11 protein-coding genes are annotated in these 21,024 nt (G+C 59.8%); 4 read left to right on the top strand and 7 right to left on the bottom strand.

The features are described 5' to 3' along the window. The first annotated feature begins 274 nt into the window (after positions 1-274). Positions 275-2,992 carry a DUF5801 repeats-in-toxin domain-containing protein gene (locus FHW68_RS08470; protein ID WP_183679918.1) on the top strand — a complete coding sequence of 906 codons (2,718 nt, stop codon included), beginning with the start codon at positions 275-277 and terminating at the stop codon, positions 2,990-2,992. Positions 2,993-3,233: 241 nt separating this feature from the next. Then, positions 3,234-9,182 carry a DUF5801 repeats-in-toxin domain-containing protein gene (locus FHW68_RS08465; protein WP_260296381.1) on the top strand — a complete coding sequence of 1,983 codons (5,949 nt, stop codon included), beginning with the start codon at positions 3,234-3,236 and terminating at the stop codon, positions 9,180-9,182. A 109-nt stretch (positions 9,183-9,291) separates the two neighbouring features. Here the strand turns inward: FHW68_RS08465 and FHW68_RS08460 are convergent, their stop codons facing one another. From FHW68_RS08460 to FHW68_RS08435, 6 genes are all read right to left on the bottom strand, one after another. Next, positions 9,292-10,035 carry a response regulator transcription factor gene (locus FHW68_RS08460; RefSeq protein ID WP_095632007.1) on the bottom strand — a complete coding sequence of 248 codons (744 nt, stop codon included), beginning with the start codon at positions 10,033-10,035 and terminating at the stop codon, positions 9,292-9,294. A 536-nt stretch (positions 10,036-10,571) separates the two neighbouring features. Further along, positions 10,572-11,951 carry a TolC family outer membrane protein gene (locus FHW68_RS08455; protein WP_095632005.1) on the bottom strand — a complete coding sequence of 460 codons (1,380 nt, stop codon included), beginning with the start codon at positions 11,949-11,951 and terminating at the stop codon, positions 10,572-10,574. A gap of 3 nt (positions 11,952-11,954) precedes the next feature. After that, positions 11,955-13,268: an HlyD family type I secretion periplasmic adaptor subunit gene (locus FHW68_RS08450; RefSeq protein WP_095632004.1), complete on the bottom strand. Its 1,314-nt coding sequence runs from the start codon at positions 13,266-13,268 to the stop codon at positions 11,955-11,957. Next, positions 13,249-15,030, bottom strand: a complete 1,782-nt coding sequence (locus tag FHW68_RS08445) for a type I secretion system permease/ATPase (protein WP_183679916.1) — start codon at positions 15,028-15,030, stop codon at positions 13,249-13,251. Before FHW68_RS08445 ends, FHW68_RS08450 begins: the two co-directional genes overlap by 20 nt. 106 nt (positions 15,031-15,136) lie before the next feature. Further along, positions 15,137-16,321 (bottom strand): MFS transporter, encoded by a 1,185-nt coding sequence (locus tag FHW68_RS08440; protein ID WP_183679914.1) that lies wholly within the window; start codon positions 16,319-16,321, stop codon positions 15,137-15,139. Then, positions 16,318-17,556, bottom strand: a complete 1,239-nt coding sequence (locus FHW68_RS08435; protein ID WP_183679912.1) for a serine hydrolase — start codon at positions 17,554-17,556, stop codon at positions 16,318-16,320. The genes FHW68_RS08440 and FHW68_RS08435 overlap by 4 nt, the downstream gene beginning before the upstream one ends. A 126-nt stretch (positions 17,557-17,682) precedes the next feature. Here FHW68_RS08435 and FHW68_RS08430 point away from each other — a divergent pair, with 126 nt between their 5' ends. After that, positions 17,683-18,600, top strand: a complete 918-nt coding sequence (locus FHW68_RS08430) for a LysR family transcriptional regulator (RefSeq protein ID WP_183679910.1) — start codon at positions 17,683-17,685, stop codon at positions 18,598-18,600. A gap of 80 nt (positions 18,601-18,680) precedes the next feature. Here the strand turns inward: FHW68_RS08430 and FHW68_RS08425 are convergent, their stop codons facing one another. Beyond that, positions 18,681-19,703: an AraC family transcriptional regulator gene (locus FHW68_RS08425; protein WP_183679908.1), complete on the bottom strand. Its 1,023-nt coding sequence runs from the start codon at positions 19,701-19,703 to the stop codon at positions 18,681-18,683. 130 nt (positions 19,704-19,833) lie between these two features. Between FHW68_RS08425 and FHW68_RS08420 the strand changes: the two genes are divergently transcribed. Continuing rightward, on the top strand, positions 19,834-21,018 hold the full coding sequence (locus FHW68_RS08420; protein ID WP_095631998.1) for an acetyl-CoA C-acyltransferase family protein: 1,185 nt from the start codon (positions 19,834-19,836) through the stop codon (positions 21,016-21,018). Positions 21,019-21,024 lie beyond the last annotated feature (6 nt).

Raw genomic sequence — 21,024 nt, 5'->3', positions numbered from 1 at the left:
TGTCTGAAAACCGTTGCAGGTACACGGCCTGGCTCCCGCAAGGGGCCAAGCCGTTTTTTATGGCCCCTGCGAGCCTTGCGGCATGTCCTCATTCATAAACGGAATAAGCGGCACCGTTCCTTCCCCCCTCGTGCTGTTCCCCCATCCAGGTAGTCTGAAACTCCCATCCCGCTTGGGAGTATCGGCCGATGCGCGATCCCCGGTGCTTATCCATAGTGGCGGCCAATGGTCAACGGTCAGGCCAAGATGACCGCAATTACTCTGGAGAAATATCATGGCTATTGGAATCACCGGCGTGAACGTTTCGCTGGACGAAACGGCCGGATTGCAGAACGCCACCGCTACGCCAACCCCACCGGGAGACGCTGACGACAACGACATTCTGGTGGCCTCCCTGCCCTCGACCTTCGCTACCCGTTTGACCGCCCTGGGCGCCGGGACCGCAACGGGTGCAGCGTTGAGTGGCTATACCGGTGCCGTGGGCGACACGGGCAGCGATGCATTCACTATCACCGACGGAGCAAGCATTACCGATATCAGCTTCGTCGACAGCACGGGTGCCCCACTCAATGGTCTGGACAGCGGCCTGGATACCCTTGATGGCACCAGCATCCTTCTCTACACGGATACGAACAACAATATCCTTCTGGGCCGAGCCGGGGGCGCAAATGGCGCGATCGTGTTCGCCGCCTATATCGAAGAAACCGGATCGCCGGTCACCGGCGGCAAGATCTGGACCGTGGAATACCAACCGCTCAAGCATCCAGATGCGACGAATCCCGATGACTCGCTCAATCTGCTGGATAAGGTGTTCATCGGAACCAGTCAGGACCTGGAATTCAGTCTGGCCAATGCCCCCTCCGGTCAGAACCTGTTCCTGATGTTCACGACAGTCAACCCCACGGTTGTCGACGATGGTGGTGTCTTGCGGATCACGGACCCCACCATTATCGCCACCGGTAAGGATCCCGCAGACCAGTCAAGCGGTGCCAATATCAACACTGGCGACACCATCAATACCAGCCAGGCGGGTGGCCCGACCACCTTCGGCACCAACAGCCAGATGATTACGGAACAGGAAGGTATTCGTTATTCGTTCGTCACGGGCGCCAGGCAGGATGTAACCATCCCCAACCTGGATCAGACCGAAGCAGACGTTGAATCCAACATCGATTTTACCGGCGTCTTCAATGCGAAGACGGCCAATTTCGACGTGGTGCAGTTGCAAAGCGGCAAGAGCGCCGTGGTAAAAATCAGTGCATTCAGCACCGCGGCTGAACCTGGGGTGAATTTCGTCAACGGCTATGCAAATGACACGCCGGTTGCCATCACCAATGTGCTCGTCACCGACATCAGCACCGGGCAGGTGATCGAGAACTCAGACGGATCGGTGAATGATCCGAGCATTAACATTACCTTTTCTGGTGGCGTCGCAACCATCACCGGCGTTAAAGCCGGCTATCAGATTGAATACACCACCACGGCGGATCACAACCGCGTGCTCATCGAGAACGGAGCAGCCCTCGATGCCAAGGGCAATACCCACGCCGACTTTGATATTGGCGGCTTCACGCTGCTCCAAACCGCTGTTGCGACCGCTGAAATCGGCTCCAGGATGCTTTTCGAAGATGACGGCCCAGCACTCGCTTTTGGCAACCTGATCGGCACCGGCAGCGTCCTGCCACAAACCGGCTACTGGAGTCATTCGGCCGGCGCCGACGGGCTGAATGCGAACGGTCTGGATATTTCGGTAAATAGCTCGTTCACCCTCGTCAGGCCAGACAACACCACCACGACCGGGACCGCCACACTCACCGAGCAATCACCCTCACCGGATGGCAATGGTACGTACCAGTTCGCCGGGACCTTGACCGGCGATTTCGACAACAACGCCGCCACGGCGGATACCACCATCGACTACACGCTGAGTGCCTTGGCCGATGGCAGCTATGTACTGGATCTGGTGCAAGGCTTCAGCTCGACGGTCGTGCTTAGCAGTGCCGATGGCGCGCTCGATGCCGGTGGTCCGGACCCCGTGCGCACCTTGTTGATTCCGGAGCAGGATCCACCAACTATTCCTTCACCGTCCGAGGAGATTGTCTTTTTTGGTGTTAACGCGACCACTTCTTCAAGCGACATCTTTTCCGCCATCGGGCTGGGAGCACCCGACCTCACCGAAGCGCAGGTAGAAGCCGGCGGGTTTGCCTTCATCGGCACCGCGAACATGAACGTCAGCACCTCCGGCATCGGTATCGCCAACAACAACCTGGATGGAAATACGACAGCAGGCATCAATGCCGGTGACGAGAGTTTCGTCATTAATCCCGAGTCTTTGTTGTCGAGCATGAAAGTGTTCATCGACAACTCGGTACAAGGGTACAACCCGGCAACGGAAGAGCTGTATTACACGATCTACTACGCGGACGGCACCACGTCGGGTGCGCCGACGAAGGTGCTTGCCGCCGATCTGACCCCGGAGGCCGGAGGACAGACGTCCTTCGTCATCGAGAAGGCGGATGCGACGCTGATCGACGCGGTTCAGCTCACGATGGGCCTGGGCACGATCAAGATCCCGGTGATCGAGTTCATTCAGGAGACCGAGAGCCTGGCCAGCGATGTCCAGCTGACATTCAACGCGACGGTGACCGACAGGGATGGAGACTCGGCGACGAGTACGTTCGACGCTAACCTGTTCGCCAACGACTTGACCGGCACCTTCGATTACACGCTGGTGGGCACGGGCGGTGAGCAGGATGCTTTCAACGTCGATTTGTCATTCACCGAGAACCAGTACCAGGTCACCGGCTTCGATGCGGGCGTAGACCTGCGAGACACGCTGGTGCTCAACGGCGACCAGAACGCGGTTGTTCAGATCGACAACGGCGGCGCAGACAGCATCGTGTCGGTCACCGAAACGGGCGGACAAGTCACGACCATCACCTTGGTCGGGGTTGATCTTCTGACTAGCGACATTGTGCTTGGCAGCGCCTGAGAACCGCATGAAAGGATGCGAGGGTGGCACCCGCCACCCTCGCATTTTTGCAATGCCAACAATACATCCGCACGCTCGCATCAACCTGGGCACCCTGCGACAAACCATCGACGAAGGCGACTAGGCCGAAACTCCCATCCCGCTTGGGAGTATCGGCCGATGCGCATTATCCGGTGCTTGGTCATAGTTGTAGAGGTCAATGGTCAGACCTCAATGACCGCAATTGCTCGGGAGAAAAATCATGGCTATTGCAATCACAGGCGAGGACGTTGCGCTAGACGAAACGGTCGGGCTACAGAACGCCACCGCCACGCCAACCCCTGCAGGAGACGCTGACGACAACGACATTCTGGTGGCCTCCCTGCCCTCGACCTTTTCTACCCGTTTGACCGCACTGGGTGCCGGCACCGCAACGGGTGCAGCATTGAGTGGCTATACCGGTGCCGTGGGCGACACGGGCAGCGATGCGTTCACCATCACTGGTGGAGCAAGCATTACCGATATCAGCTTCGTCGACAGCACTGGCGCACCGCTCGATGGCGTGGACAGCGGATTGTTTACCCTCGATGGCACCAGCATCCTTCTCTACACGGATACGAACAACAACATCCTTCTGGGCCGAGCCGGCGGCGCTAATGGCGCGATCGTGTTCGCGGCCTATATCGAAGAAACCGGATCCCCGGTTACCGGCGGCAAGATCTGGACTGTGGAATACCAACCGCTCAAGCATCCAGACGCGACGAATCCCGATGATTCACTCAATCTGCTGGATAAGGTGTTCATCGGAGCCACTCAAGACCTGGAATTCAGTCTGGCCAATGCCCCCTCTGGTCAGAACCTGTTCCTGATGTTCACAAAATTGAACCCGACAACTGAAACGGTCAATGGTGTCGTGCGGATCACCGATCCCACCATCATCGCCACCGGGAAGGACCCCGCAGACCAGTCAAGCGGTGCCAATATCAACACTGGCGACACGATCAATACCAGCCAGGGGGGTGGCCCGACCACCATCGGCACCAATAACCAGATGATTACGGAACAGGAAGGCATCCGCTTTTCGTTCGTCACGGGCGCCAGGCAGGATGTGACCGTTCCCAATCTGAGTCAGACCGAAGCGGATGTTGAGTCCAACATCGACTTCACCAGCGTCTACAATACGACCTCGGCCAATTTCGATGTCGTGCAGTTGCAAGGCGGCAAGAGTGCCGTGGTAAAAATCAGCGCATTCAACACTGCGGCTGAACCTGGCGTGAATTTCGTCAACGGCTACGCAAATGACACGCCGGTTGCCATCACCAATGTGCTCGTCACCAACATCAGCACCGGGCAGGTGATCGAGAATTCAGACGGTTCGGTGGATGATCCGAACATTAACATCAGCTTTTCCGGTGGGGTTGCAACCATCACCGGCGTCCTGGCCGGTTACCAGATTGGATACACCACCACGTCGGACCACAACCGCGTACTCATCGAGAACGGCGCGGCCGTCGACGCCAGGGGCAATGACCACGCCGATTTTGATATCGGCGGCTTCACGCTGAGCCAAGCCTCTAGCACGATCGCCGAAATTGGCTCCAGGATGATCTTCGAGGACGACGGCCCGAGCATCAGCGCCGCCGGCACCGAACCGGCGCTGACGGTAGACGAAACGGTACTGGCGACCGACGCCACCCAGAGCTTTACCGCCAACTTCAGCTCGGCGTTCGGCGCTGATGGCGCGGGTACGCTGACCTATGCGCTGGGCGTCACGGCCGGCCCTTCGGGACTGACCGACACGGCCACCGGCGAGGCAGTCAACCTGTCGCTCAATGGCACCGTGGTCGAAGGCCGCACCGCCACCACCAATCTGCTGGTGTTCACGGTCAGCGTCGCCGCCAACGGTGACGTCACCCTCGATCAGCTGCGCGCCGTGGTGCATCCCGATGCCACCGATCCCGATGACGCGACGACTCTGTCGGCGGACAATCTGGTGACGCTGACGGCGACCATAACCGATGGCGATGGCGACAGCGTTCAGGCAACGCTCGACATCGGGCAGAACCTGGTGTTCGAGGACGACGGACCCAGCATCAGCACCACCGGCGACGAGCCAACACTGACGGTGGACGAAACGGTGCTGGCGACCGATGCCACCCAGAGCTTTACCGCCAACTTCAGTTCCGCGTTTGGCGCGGATGGCGCGGGTACGTTGACCTATGCGCTGAACGCAACGGCCGGGCCTTCCGGACTGACCGACACGGCCACCGGCGAAGCGGTCAATTTGTCGCTCAACAACGGTGTGGTCGAAGGCCGCACCGCCACCACCAACTTGCTGGTGTTCACGGTCAGCGTCGCCGCCAACGGTGACGTCACCCTCGATCAACTGCGCGCCGTGGTGCATCCCGATGCCACCGATCCCGATGATGCGACGAGCCTGAGCTCGGACGATCTGGTGACCCTGACGGCCACCATCACCGACAAGGACGGCGACAGTGCCCAGGCGACGCTTAACATCGGGCAGAACCTGGTGTTCGAGGACGACGGACCAAGCATCCACACCACCGGTGACGAACCGACGCTGACGGTAGACGAAACGGTGCTGGCGACCGACGCCACCCAGAGCTTTACCGCCAACTTCAGCTCGGCGTTTGGCGCGGATGGTGCGGGCACGCTGACCTATGCGCTGGGCGTCACGGCCGGCCCTTCGGGGCTGACCGACACGGCCACTGGCGAGGCCGTCAACTTGTCGCTCAACGGCACCGTGGTCGAAGGCCGCACGGCCACCACCAACCTGCTGGTGTTCACGGTCAGCGTTGCCGCCAACGGTGACGTCACCCTCGACCAGTTGCGCGCCGTGGTGCATCCCGACGCCACCGATCCCGATGATGCGACGAGCCTGAGCTCGGACGATCTGGTCACGCTGACGGCCACCATCACCGACAAGGACGGTGACAGTGCCCAGGCGACGCTTAACATCGGCCAGAACCTGGTGTTCGAGGACGATGGACCGAGCATCACCACCACCGGCGACGAGCCAACGCTGACGGTGGACGAAACGGTCCTGACCACCGACGCCACGCAGAGCTTTACCGCCAACTTCAGCTCCGCATTCGGCGCCGATGGCGCCGGCACGCTGACCTATGCGCTGGGCGTCACGGCCGGTCCTTCGGGACTGACCGACACGGCCACCGGCGAGGCAGTGAACCTGTCGCTCAACGGCACTGTGGTTGAAGGCCGCACGGCCACCACCAACCTGCTGGTGTTCACGGTCAGCGTCGCCGCCAATGGTGACGTTACCCTAGACCAGCTGCGCGCCGTGGTGCATCCCGACGCCACCGATCCCGATGACGCGACGAGCCTGAGCTCGGACGATCTGGTGACCCTGACGGCCACCATCACCGACAAGGACGGCGACAGTGCCCAGGCGACACTTAACATCGGGCAGAACCTGGTGTTCGAGGACGACGGACCAAGCATCCACACCACCGGTGACGAACCGACGCTGACGGTAGACGAAACGGTGCTGACAACCGACGCCACCCAGAGCTTTACCGCCAACTTCAGCTCGGCGTTCGGCGCGGATGGTGCGGGCACGCTGACCTATGCGCTGGGCGTCACGGCCGGCCCTTCGGGGCTGACCGACACGGCCACTGGCGAGGCCGTCAACTTGTCGCTCAACGGCACCGTGGTCGAAGGCCGCACCGCCACCACCAACCTGCTGGTGTTCACGGTCAGCGTCGCCGCCAATGGTGACGTTACCCTAGACCAGCTGCGCGCCGTGGTGCATCCCGACGCCACCGATCCCGATGATGCGACGAGCCTGAGCTCGGACGATCTGGTCACGCTGACGGCCACCATCACCGACAAGGACGGCGACAGCGCCCAGGCCACCCTCAACATCGGCCAGAACCTGGTGTTCGAGGACGACGGACCAAGCATCCACACCACCGGTGACGAACCGACGCTGACGGTAGACGAAACGGTACTGGCGACCGACGCCACCCAGAGCTTTACCGCCAACTTCAGCTCGGCGTTTGGCGCGGATGGTGCGGGCACGCTGACCTATGCACTGGGCGTCATGGCCGGCCCTTCGGGGCTGACCGACACGGCCACCGGCGAAGCGGTCAATCTGTCGCTCAACAACGGTGTGGTCGAAGGCCGCACCGCCACCACCAACCTGCTGGTGTTTACGGTCAGCGTCGCCGCTAACGGTGACGTCACCCTCGATCAGCTGCGCGCCGTGGTGCATCCCGACCCGACCAACCCCGATGATGCGACGAGCCTGAGCTCGGACGATCTGGTCACGCTGACGGCCACCATCACCGACAAGGACGGCGACAGTGCCCAGGCGAGCCTCAACATCGGCCAGAACCTGGTGTTCGAGGATGACGGCCCAAGCATCAGCACCACCGGTACCGAGCCAGTACTGACGGTAGACGAAACGGTGCTGGCGACCGACGCCACCCAGAGCTTTACCGCCAACTTCAGCTCGGCGTTTGGCGCGGATGGTGCGGGCACGCTGACCTATGCGCTGGGCGTCATGGCCGGCCCTTCGGGGCTGACCGATACGGCCACCGGCGAAGCGGTCAACCTGTCGCTCAACAACGGTGTGGTCGAAGGCCGCACCGCCACCACCAACCTGCTGGTGTTCACGGTCAGCGTCGCCGCCAACGGTGACGTCACCCTTGACCAGCTGCGCGCCGTGGTGCATCCCGATGCCACCGATCCCGATGATTCGACGACGCTGTCGGCGGACAATCTGGTGACGCTGATAGGAACCGCAACCGACAAGGACGGCGACAGCGCTCAGGCGACGCTCAACATCGGGCAGAACCTGATATTCAAGGACGACGGCCCGTCACTCGCGTTCGGCAACCTGATCGGCACCGGTAGCGTCCTGCCGCAATTCGGCTTCTGGAGTCATTCGGCGGGCGCCGACGGGCTGGGTGCGGCTGGTCTGGATATCTCGGTGAATAGCCAGTTCACCCTCGTCAGACCAGACAATACGACCACCACCGGGACCGCCACGCTCACCGAGCAGTCACCCTCACCGGACGGCAATGGCGCGTACCAATTTGCAGGGACGTTGACCGGTGATTTCGACAACAACGCCGCAACGGCGGACACCAGCGTCGACTACACGCTGACCGCCTATGCCGATGGCCGCTATGCACTGGATCTGGTGCAAGGCTTCAGTTCGGAGATCGTGCTCAGCACTGCCGATGGCGCGCTCGGTGCCGGAGGCCCGGATCCCGTGCGCACCTTGTTAATTCCAGAGCAGGATCCGCCGACTATTCCTTCGCCATCTGAGGAGGTTGTGTTCTTTTCCGCGAAGGCACTTGCGTCGACTTCGGACATCCTGAGCGGTATCGGGCTCGGAGAACCCGACCCCACCGAAGCCACGCTACAGACCAACCCTCTGCCCTCGTACATCGACCCGTCGGCCATGAACGTGAGCACCGCCGGCATCGGCGTCGCCAATAACCTGTTCCAGGGAGACGACCTGGCGGCCATCGGCGTTGACGATGAGAGTTTTGTCGTCAATCCGGAGAGCCTGCTGACGGGCATGAGGGTCTTCATCGACAACTCCGTAGGAGGTTACAACACGGCAACCGAGGACCTGTACTACAGGGCCTACTATGAGGACGGCACGTTCTCGGACCTCATCGAAGTGAACACCCTGACTCCGGAGGCAGGCGGACAGGTCTCCTTCCTCATTGAGAGCGATGGCACGAATCTGATCGACGCTGTCCAGCTCACGATGGCCCGAGGCGAGATCAAGATCCCGACGATCCAGTTCATTCAGGAAAGCGAGAGCCTTGCCAGCGATGTCCAGCTGACGTTCAACGCGACGCTGACCGACAAGGATGGGGACTCGGCGACGAGTACGTTCGACGCCAACCTGTTCGCCAACGACTTGACCGGCACCTTCGACTTCACGCTGGCGGGCACGGGCGGTGAACGGGATGCCTTCAACATCGATTTGTCAGTCGATGAGAACCTGTACCAGGTCACCGGCTTCGATGCCAACGTAAACCTGCGAGACACCCTGGTGCTCAACGGCGACCAGAGCGCCGTTGTCCAATCGATCGACAACAGCGGCGCCGACAGCATCGTGACGGTTGCCGAAACGGGCGGACAAGTCACGACCATCACCTTGGTCGGGGTTGATCTTCTGAGTAGCGACATTGTTAACGGCAGCGTCTGAGAAACGCGCGTAAGAGAATGCGAGGGTGGCGCAAACCACCCTCGCATTCTTTTGTCAGTTCCACTATTCAGATACGCCCGCTCTCGCCTGCGACAGGCACCCAAGGGTGTCAGATCGTTTTGTTTCGACGTGAAACCAAATCCAGTTCCACCCATGTGGACTCGGGTGGTTTTTCGTTGTTGGTGAGCCCGTGCTTCAGCGCATACATCAACAGATCGATGCGGTTGATCAGGTCAAGCTTTTGATAAATATTGCTGAGGTGGTTGTGCACGGTGTGTTCGCTGATACCCAGACGCCCGGCGATGCTCATGTATTTGGCGGACGGATCCCCGACAATGGCGCGAATCAATTCCCTCTCGCGGAGTGTCAGCCGCGCCTGTTTTGCCTCCTCCACATTGCATCTCAAATGGATATTCCCGGTCGCGGCATAGCCGGAAAGCCCGCCGGCCCAGGCTCTATCCAGTCCGGTATCGCGATGGTGGACTGTGATGATGGCCTGGATGATCGATTCCGTCGGGTCTTCCGCCAGCACGATGCCGCGTGCGCCCGCCTCTATTGCCTGGGCAACGGGGATGGCTTCATACAAGCCTTTGAGCACCAGCACTTTCATTTCGGCGTCGCGGGTGAGTCCCGCAACAACTTCCAATGGGTTCAGCGCATCTGGAAAAAAACTGAAAAAAATCACATTGGGGCGCAACTGGTCGGCAAGATCCAGCGCATTGGTATAGGTGGTGGCCTGGCCGCTCACTTCCATCTGAGGCTTTCTGGCATTGATCAAATCTTGAAGGCCCATGAGAACGAGGGGACGACAATCGACCAGCATCACACGTATAGGTTTTTTGTGGGTCGTCATATTTTCCTGACTCCCTTGAAGAATTAATGACCTCCCTCCCTTGGCCTTCCCTGATTCAGCAGCTCACTCAACTGCCCACCGTGATCGAAGGACAGATGCGAACGCCGACAGGCCTTAGCGGTGCCTGCCCGGGTATTCATTTTTTGGGTCCCATCCACAGGCTTTACGAGCAGGGTAGCGGGCGTTTCCAAAAGCCGGGCAAAGCCATCGAGGCAACATAAATAGGAATAATCATCAACAACTTGCGTTGATTGATGTGCTCCCTCGAGCTGTTCAACTGAGTCTAGGCCAGACCAGCACACTGCCAGCACGCCCACCGGCCAGTCGTCGATTCACGCCTCATGCGGGTAGCCCGGCCGTTGTACCGAACGCCTATTAATTAAAGGAAAATCAGGGTCTTAGGCGTGCCGTGGCGACTTGCAATCAAAGTCTGGCCGCGCTCAAAATCGTCAATTAACCGACGAATGGCTTGCACGCAGACGTAATCGCAATACTGGCGTCAATTTATCGACGACGCAGGCGGTATTGCGGCAGGATCAGGGGGATGTGAAGTTCTGGCTGGAACTGCCGGCGCCCAACCAGCCATTAACGCTTTCAACACTTTCGGCAGGCAGCTTTCCCGCCCAGCGATTGAGCGTGAGGACATTAGTGACGAATTCGTACTGCGTTTTGAGCAGATCACGACGCGCCCGGAATTCGTTGCGTACGGTGGCCAGTACATCGACGGCATTGACCATTCCGTAATCGAGCGCTTTCTCTGCCGCCACTCTGGACAGCTGTGCCGAGGCCAGGGCATTGCGGCTCGCACTGATCTTTTCTCCGCTGGAATTGGCGGTCAGGTAAGCGCTGGTGATCTCCTTGACCACCCGGCGCCGGATCGCCTCCAGTTCCTGTTCGGCGGTAATCTGATCCTGATAGAGCCCACGCACCCGCGCCGAGGTCGAACCGCCGCTGTACAGCGGCACCTGCACGCCAATCCCGGCGACATAGCTGTCGGTGCGCGGCGCCAGGGCATTGTTGTAGCCCTCGTTGGTCTGCTGCGCGCTCAACGTAAGGCTCAGGGTCGGATAGTGTCCGCCCTTGCCGCTGCGCAACGCCGCGCCCGCTGCCTCGACGCTGCTCTCGTTGGCCTTGAGCGCCGGGTTTAGCGCTATACCCTCGCGCACCCAGGATTCCAGACTCTGCGCCGAAACCCGTAGTTGCACGTCATCGCGAATCCGGTTGAGCTTCTCCTTGACCGGCCGGCCGACGATCTCCGCCAGCTCCTCGCGACTGATACTGGCCCGGTTCTGCGCATCCAGTTCCTGCGCCGCCAGCAAATCTACCCGGGCCTTGAGGTCGAGCTGATCAGTAATCAATGCCAGCTGCTTTTCGTACAACGCATTGACTCGGTCCAGGCTCTTTTGCGTGGTTCGACGCTCTGCCCTCACCAACTCCAGTTCATCCTCGGCGGCCAACGCGGCAAAGTAACGCTGCGCCAGGTCCACTGTGGCCTCGGCCTGAGCATCCAGCGCCTGGGATTCGGACTGCTTGGCCAGGCTTTTGAATTTTTGGTAGTTCTCCCACGCGGCCTTGTTGTAAAGGTACTGACGCAGCACCAGGCTGTAGTTTTCACTGTCGTAACTTTGCTCCACCAGGTCGCTCTCCTGATGAATCCGATTCGTCCCGGCGTTGAGCGAGACCTGCGGGAACAGCGCCCCCATCGCCTCACGCTGATGTTCCTTGCCCGCCTGGGCTTGCGCATAGGAAGCCAGTACCCGCGGATCTTCCAGCCGTGACTCACGGTACAACTGCATGAGGTCGGTGGAAAACGTCGACGCGCTGACTCCAGTCGGTGTTGGCGCAAGGGTTTGCGCCAGAGCGCTACCCGCTGCAAACATGAACACACCGCCCAGCAGAACTGTCGACGCACTCATCGGCTATTCCTCGATCATCGATTGAGCGATGGCATCGCGAGCCGGTTGCATCAGGTACTGCAACAACGTGCGTTGCCCGGTGATGATCAAGACGTCCGCCGGCATCCCCGGCAACAACTTACGCTCACCCAACGTGCGTATGCCCTCCTCGGTTACCCGCACCCGCGCCAGGTAATAAGCCGTCCCCGCCTTTTCGTTGACCAGCCGGTCAGCCGATACGCTGCTGACCTCGCCTTCAATCACGGGAGTGGTCGAGCTATTGAATGCACCGAAACGGATATCGGCACGCTTGCCGATGGCGACGCGATCAATATCCACCGGCGCCACCTGGGCCTCTATGACCAGCTCGGAAACCGATGGAACGATATCCAGCAGCGGCGTCGCCGGGCTCACCACACCACCGATGGTGTGCACGGTCATGCCAATCACCATGCCCGCGTCGGGTGCGCGGATCACAATACGACTGAGCCGGTCCTCCAGAGACGAGGTTTTCTCTTGCAGGTCGTACATTCGGGTCTGAACCTCGGCCAGCTCCTTGGCCACTTCGGTGTTGAAATCCTTGTCGATTTGCAGAATTTGCAGTTGCGTTTCATTGATCTGCAGGCGGGTCTTGTTAATGGCAGAACGGTGATCGGCCACCTCCGACCTGAGCATCCCCAGCTTGCGTTCCTGCTCGAGCAGGCGTTGTTTATCCACGAACCCTTGCTTGAGCAGGTCGGTCAGTTCAACGATTTCACCGCTGTAGGATTTCTCCAGATGAACTTTGGCAGCAATCATCGATTCCAGTCCCTTGATCTGTTGACTCAACTGGCCGACGCGCTCGCGCAACACCGCCATCTGGCCCAGCCGCGAGCCTTGTCTGGCGTTGAATACCCGAGTCTCGCCCTGACGCGCCTCCACACCACGCAAACTCTCCGGGTCGGCTATCTCCCCAAAGCTGATTGCTGACAGCGAGTCGCGCTCGGCTCTCAGCCTTGCCTCCATCGCTCTGGTCGCGACCAACTGACCTCGGGTCATCTCGTATTCGAAGCGCAACTGGGCATCATCAAGAATGATCAGCGGATCACCACGCTTGACGATGTCGCCGTCATGGACCAGTACCGCTTTGACGATGCCCCCTTCAGGATGCTGGACCGTTTTGCGGTAAGTCTGCACGGTGACCACCCCCGGCGCGTAAGCGGCACCGTCCAGGGGCGCAAGCGCCGCCCAAGTGCCGAACAGGCCGAAGGTCACCCCGACAATAGCAATGCCCAGGCGGCGTACTTTACGATCAGATATCGGCAAGCCAGCGAAGCTTTCAATTTGACGACTGGGCATCGTAGGGTTCATCGGCGTCCCCCTTGCTGGTTTTGACCGAAGCCATGGTGGCGCCTGCCGACATGGCGTGCTTTTGTGCCTGATGTTTCTGCGCAAGCTCGGCGAGCACTTGCTCGCGTGGCCCATAGAGGCTGATAACTCCTGCGTTCATCACCATGAGCCGGTCAAGTTGCGACACGATGTTGGTTCGGTGGGTAATGACGAACAGGGTCGCGCCGCTCTGCTTGATCTGCTGGATAGCTGCCACCAGGGCGCGATCACCGACTTCATCAAGATTGGAGTTGGGCTCATCGAGAATGATCAGTCGCGGGCTGCCATACAGGGCGCGGGCCAGTCCGATGCGCTGGCGTTGCCCTCCCGACAGCGTGAGGCCTTCACTGCCGATGACGGTGTCGTAACCATCGGGCAATTGCAAAATCATTTCGTGGACGCCAGCGGTCCTGGCAGCCTGAATGACTTTTACCGAGTCGACCTCGGCAAAGCGCGCAATGTTCTCGCTGATGCTGCCTTCGAACAGCTCAATGTCCTGGGGCAAGTAACCTATATACGGTCCAAGCTCATCTTTATCCCATGCGCTGATGTCCGCACCATCGAGGCGGACCACGCCGTGCAGCGGCACCCATACCCCCATCAATGCCCTGGCCAGGGTCGATTTGCCCGCGGCACTGGGACCGATGATGCCGACAACGCAGCCGGCAGGTACGCTGAAACTTATGTTGTTGATGATCGGGGTTCTCGACCCAGGTGCCGCAACCACCAGATTCTCCACCTGCACATGGCCCTGGGGCGCAGGCAACGACATACGCTCGGGTTGAGCCTGTTGTTTGTCGAGGATGTCGTTGAGACGGCCGTATTGCGAGCGAGCCGCAATAAAGCCCCTCCAGCTGCCGATGATCAGATCGATGGGCGCCAATGCGCGCCCTAGTAGCACGGCGCCAGCAAATACCAGGCCTGCCCCCACTTGATGATCCACGGCCAAGTAGGCCCCCAGACCCAGGATCAATGATTGCACCAGGATCCGGAACGTTCTGGAAATCGTGCTGACAATGGCACCTCTATCGCTGGCCTGGGCCTGTAGCAACAGAACATTTCTTTGCCGGTGACCCCAACGATCCATCAGGGTCTCAAGCATGCCCATGGACTCGATGACTTCAGCGTTGCGCAAATTCTTCGTGGTGTAGAGCGTCGCGCCGATATGTTCCTTGTTCGCCTGGGCCAGCGCTGGCCCCGTCAGCTTTTCGTTGATAAACGCGAGCAATAACAACAGCAGCGCACTGCCCGTCGCCACCCAGCCAAACCAGGGGTGAAACATGAACATCACGGCGATGTAGATAGGCAACCAGGGCGCATCGAAAAAGGCGAACAACCCATTACCGGAGAGAAACTGCCTCAAACCCGTCAAGTCGTTGAGTGACTGGGCCGAGGCATCCATCCCGCCGCTGTCCAGCGCCCGTTTGAAACTGGCCTTGTAGACCTGGCGACTCAGCAACACATCCAGTCGGGTACTGACCCGAACCATGATGCGCGAACGGATCCATTCCAGGGAGCCAAGCGTGATGATCAGCCCGGTCATGATCAGCGTCAGCATTGCCAGGGTTGTCAGGCTTCCGCTGGCCATCACCCGCCCATACACCTGAAGCATATAGAAGGTGGGCACGAGCATGAGTGCGTTGATGAAAAAGCTGAAAAAGCCAACAGAAATAAAGCTCTCTCTACAGGCTTTCAACGCATTTTTCAGGCTGTTTTCAGGTGTGCTTCGCATTGAAACCCCTGCTCGCAAAAACCATCTTCTGGAGCTTAGATCATGCCGAAGGACTGTGTGCAGCAATTGGCCGGATCGCCTCAAACAACGAGCATATGAGTTCAACTCAATCCGCGGCGATCTGCACGCCTCCCTTGCGCGTCTCGGCATTGAAAAACAGGACTTTCACCACGATGGCCAACACGGCCAGCGCGGCATATAGCAAACCGCTGTAAAGGGTGCCCTGCAAGCCCATGCGTGCCAGGAACCATCCACCCGTCGTTGAGCCAATGGTCACGCCCAGGTTGATGAACGAGATATAAATGCCGGTGGCGAATTCGGGGGCTTCCGGCGCTTCGGAGGTCAGCCATATCTGTGTGACGATCAGCCCGCTGGTATGGGTCGCGCCCCAGAACACCACGATAACCAGCATGGTCATCAGGGACGGGCCGGCGAACAGGTACAACAGCCCATAGGCACCGGCCAGCAGGATCGGGTGCAGGAGGGTTGTGCGAACCATGTTCCGACCGATCAGCTTGCCGGCATACAGATTGCCCGCGACGCCGCCAATACCGAAGATCACCAGCAGGATGCTGATCATCAGCGCGCTCATGCCCGCTTCCTTGGCCAGATACTCGGCTGAGTAGCTGTAGACGGAAAACATCGCGGCAAAAATCAGCGTCGAGGCGGTGATGTTCAGCCAGAGCGGGAACTTGCGCAGAATGGCCAGTTGCTCTTTATAGGAAACCCGCTGTTTGTCGGGCGCGTCCGGCAGCTTGGCAATGATCCCCAGACCGGCAATGCAGTTGACCACGGCGCAGAACAGAAACGACGCTTCATAGGAAAACTGCGCGGCGATCAGCGTCGTCAACGGCACCCCCAACACCATGCCCATGCTGGTGCCGACAAAAGCCTTGGCAGCGGCGCGGGTCGACTCCTGCGGCGGGTACAGCGAAACGGCCGCGACAAAGGCCAGGGAAAAGTACACGGGGTGAAACAACGCAGGGATGATCCGAAGCACCATCAGCGATTCAAAGTTGGGTGCGTAGGCCGATAGCGCGCTGGTGCCGGCAAAAATGAACAATGCAAACGTCAGGATCTTCTTGCGATTGAAGCGCGACAACAGCAAGACCATAACCGGGCCGAAAACCGCAATGATCAGCGCAAACAACCCCACCAAGAGGCCCGCCTGGGCCGCACTGATCGCGAAGCGCTCGATGATCACCGGAAGAATCCCGACCACGCCAAACTCAATGGTGTAAACGCCAAACAGACCTAGAGCGAGAAAGTAGATCGGATGGAGCATTTTCATGAGTCTGACTCCAGCGGGGCCACGACGTTGTTGCGGTCACTTTTGATCGCCCCATAAACGGCGTTGCACAGGTCGACGGTAAATTGTCCGAACATGCCTTCGAAGGCGGTATTGGTGAAGGCAACGACCGTCAATTGCTCGGTCGGGTCGACAAACCAGGAGTGTCCATAGGCACCGCCCAATCGCCAGCTACCCACCGACTCGGCAGTCTGGGCGGCAGCCGGGTCCTTGAGCACGGTAAAGCCCAGACCGAAGCCGCGACCGGGCCAGTTTTCCAGTTCGAGCTCGCCAGTCTGGTTGGTGGCCATTTCTTCCACCAGCGCTTCAGGCAACAACGGCGCCCCGCCTTTGCGCAGGGTTTCGAGCAATTGCAGGAACTCACCGGCACTGCCGATCAATCCCGAACCACCGGAGTTGAAAGCCTGTGGGTCGAGGGCCCGGCTCGGCTCCAGCTTGATGCCGGCGGTGCCTTCGAAAACCGGCACCACTTCCAGCTCTTTCATGCGCCGCGGCTGTGGTTGATCGTTCAGGTACGCCGGGCTCAGGCGGCTGGCGTCGGACACGCTGAAACCGATATCGCGCAAACCCAATGGCTTGGCGATCAACGCGTCGATTGCAGCGGCTAGCGAGGTGCCGGTGACCCCAGCAATCACGCCGCCCAGGACATCGGTCGCAATCGAGTAGCCCCATGAGCTGCCCGGTTTGTACAACAAGGGCGCGTGGCTCAGGCGGCGCAGGTTTTCTTCCAGCGTCAGGTTGCTGCGCTCCATGCCATCGGACACACCGGCATCGCGATAAGGGCCACCCTGATCGCTTTCCAGAAAACCATAGGTGAAGCCGGCGGTATGGCTCAGCAATTGACGCACCGTGATCGTGGCTGGCTGGCCGTCGCTCAGGGTCGGCTTGAAGTCAGGCAGCCAGCGGCTGATGTCGTCATCCAGGTTGAGTTTGCCCTGGCCGATCAGCGCCAGTGCCGCCACCGAAACGATCGGCTTGGACACCGAAGACAGCCGAAACAAGGCATCCTCGCGCATCGGTAACTGCGCCTCTCGGTCGGCAAACCCGGCTGCGCGCCGGTAAATAAGCTTGCCGCGGTGAGCCACCAGCACCACTGCGCCAACCAGGCGCTGATCGCGCAAGGTCTGCTCCAGCACTGCATCGATGCATGAGGCCAGCGGGACGGATTCAAACGCGCGGAGAAACTGTAATGGGCGAAGCGGTTCGGTGACTGACATTGGCGGGCCTGAACAGTGGGATTGAAGGACTTGATGTCTCGATGGTAGAGGGGGCCGTTATCTGGAAACAGAGGCTACAATTCCGAGGTTCACGGACCTTTTGGTCCGCAGTCAAAGGAGTGAGTGTTGGATAAGCTCAATGGCATCACGGTGTTTGTGCAGGTTGCCGAAAGCCGCAGTTTTGTTGGGGCCGGCCGTTTGCTGGGGATCTCCGCCTCCGCGGTGGGCAAGAGCATCGCGCGCATGGAAAAGAAACTCGGCGTACGCCTGTTCCATCGCAATACCCGCAGCATCAACCTGACCAGCGAAGGCTCGTTGTTTCTGGAGCGCTGCCGCCGGGTGCTTAACGAACTGGAAGCCGCCGAGCAGGAACTCTCCAGCTCAAGCGAGACACCGCGAGGTAAACTGCGCATCAGCCTGCCGCTGCTGGGCAACGTTCTGTTCATGCAGCTCTCACGATTCATGCAGCATTATCCGGAAGTCCAGCTGGAGCTGGACTTCACCGATCGGCTGGTGGATGTGGTCGAGGAAGGTTTCGACGCCGTGGTGCGCACTGGCCAGTTGCACGACTCCCGGTTAATGGCCAGGAAACTCGATAGCTTCAGCTTCTACCTGGTTGGCGCCCCCAGTTACTTTGCGAGCCACGGCTACCCGCAGAATGTCGAGCAACTGCAGGAGCACCACTGCCTGCATTACAAACTGCCTTCCACAGGCAAGCTGGAAAAATGGCCACTGCCGGGGCTTGCCGAAGGCAGCGAGTTGAAAGTACCGGCCACGATGGTCTGCAATAATCTGGAAATGCTGATCCACATGGCCCGCCAAGGCCTGGGCATCGCCTGCGTCCCGGAGTTTGCGGTACGCGAGGCACTGGCGACCGGAGCGCTGGTGTCGATACTGGACGACAAAGTGCTGCGCACGCTGAACATCCAGGTGGTATGGCCGTCGAGCCGCTACCTGACGCCAAAGTTACGAGCGTTCATCGATTTTGTTTGTGATGGCGCAACGACGGGCCTGCGAAACGACAACGCAGCCGTAAGCGGTTGAGCAGTGGCAGAGCCGGTGTTCAGTGTCATGGCACGGAAGAACTGCTCGCGGGCCTGCGCATCGCGAGCAAGCACCATTTATCAATCAATCGCCTCCGATGCCTGAAACCGCGCCCGATACCGCCCCGGGCTCTCCCCTGTCCACTTCTTGAATGCGCGATGGAACGCACTCGGCTCCTGGAATCCCAACTGCTCGGCAATATCGCTGATGCTCGCCTTGCTCTGGCGCAACCGTTCAAACGCCACCGCTCGCCGCACTTCATCCTTGATTTCCTGATACGAACAGCCTTCACGTCCCAGTTTGCGGCGAAAGGTGCTGGGGCTCAGGTGCTGCTCCAGGGCAAAGGCCTGCAAGGTCGGCCATTCGCTGTAATGGCTGTGGCGCAGGCGCTGATGAACCTGCGAAGTCAGCCCATGCTGGTTGCGGAAACGAATCACCAGCCATTGCGGTGCGGTGCGCAAAAACACTTTCAACGAAGCAAGGTCTTGAATCACCGGCAGGCGCAGGTAGTGACTGGCGAACTCGATTTCGGTGCGTTCGGTGCCAAAGGTCAGGTTGGGGCCCCAGAGCATGGCATCGTCACGCAACGACAAACGCTGATGACGAAAGTCCGCCCGATCGATCGGAATGCGCCGCCCGCCCAGCCAGCACAACAGGCTGATCATCAACACCAGAAACGTTTCCTCGCCCAACCGGCTGACCTCGCTGTTCTGCGCATGGGTCTGCAAGCTGATGACCGCACGCTTGCCCCGCACGCTCAATGTGCCGCGAAAATCACGCAAGAACAGGCCGAAATTGGCCAGGCACTGGCGCATGGCCTTTTCCAGCGTCGGTTCCTGAATCAACGCCCGACAGATCAAGGCAAAACTGCCCGGCGGCATTCCATGGGAGTCCAGCCGGAAAAATTCATCGTTCAATTCACGAATCTGCACCAGCCACAACGCGGCGAAAGCCTTGGCCGGCACCCGTGCCGTCGGCTGGTCCATCAGTGCCGGATCAATGCCCGCCTGTTCAAGCACTGACCGCAGACGCTGCGGTTGCTCACGTAACGCATGGATCATGGGGTACATGAAGTAAACCGCCACCGAATCCGTTTCCCGCATTTGAATGCCTCTCTCGTCACATCTGAACATGGCAAAAAACGCCATCACCCTTGAACAGTTTTGGCATAGGCCAGTGGCGCTGCTGATTCTAGACTCGTGCCAACAAAAAAGACCTATTCAGAGAGCCAACATGAACCATTCCGATATTTTTGTAGTGAGCGCCGTCCGTTCAGCCATTGGCAGCTTTGGCGGTTCACTCAAGGATGTGCCGCCTATTCAGTTGGCAACCGACGTTTGCCGTGCTGCCATCGAGCGTTCAGGCCTGGCGCCCGAGCACATCGGCCATGCGGTGATGGGCCATGTGATCCCGACCGAGGCGCGTGATGCCTACATCTCTCGCGCCGTAGCAATCAATGCCGGCCTGACGAAAGAGACGCCCGCCTTCAACGTCAACCGCCTGTGCGGTTCGGGTTTGCAGGCGATTGTCAGCGCTGCGCAAAGTTTGATGCTGGGCGATGCAGGCGCTGCGCTGGCGGGTGGCGTCGAGTCCATGAGCCGAGGCGCGTACTTGTTGCCACAGGCGCGCTGGGGCGCACGCATGGGCGACATGCAGGCCATCGACTACATGCTTGGGGTGCTGCAAGACCCGTTTGCCGGTTTCCACATGGGTATCACCGCTGAAAATATCGCCGAACACTATGGCATCACGCGTCAGGCCCAGGATGAATTGGCGCTGCTCAGCCAGCAGCGCGCTGCCCGGGCGATTGCCGAAGGGCGTTTTGCCGGGCAGATCGTGCCGATCGAAATCGAAACCCGTAAAGGCACGGTTACGTTCGCGACGGATGAGCATGTGCGGGCCGAGGTCAACGCCGAGCAATTGAGCCGCATGAAACCCGCCTTCAAAAAAGATGGTAGCGTCACCGCCGGCAACGCGTCCGGCCTCAATGACGGTGCCGGCGCACTGATCATGGCCACGGGCCAGACTGTTCAGGAACAAGGCCTCAAACCTATGGCTCGACTGGTGGGTTATGCCCATGCAGGCGTTGAACCGTCGATGATGGGGCTGGGACCGATTCCCGCCACCCGCCTGGTGCTCAAGCGCGCCGGCCTGACCGTTGCCGACCTCGATGTGATCGAGTCCAACGAAGCCTTTGCTGCCCAGGCCTGTGCCGTAGCGCAAGAACTGGGCTTCGATCCACAGAAGGTCAACCCCAACGGTTCGGGCATCTCGCTGGGCCATCCGGTGGGCGCCACTGGCGCGATCATCGCCACCAAAGCGATTCACGAACTGCATCGCTGCCAAGGCCGTTATGCCCTGGCAACCATGTGCATCGGCGGCGGCCAAGGCATCGCTGTGTTGTTCGAGCGGGTTTAATAAGGA

The sequence above is a fragment of the Pseudomonas sp. Tn43 genome (genome assembly GCF_014192635.1).
Taxonomy (GTDB): domain Bacteria; phylum Pseudomonadota; class Gammaproteobacteria; order Pseudomonadales; family Pseudomonadaceae; genus Aquipseudomonas.
Note: the sequence above shows the minus strand (reverse complement) of the source record. Positions and strands in the feature narration are given on the sequence as shown.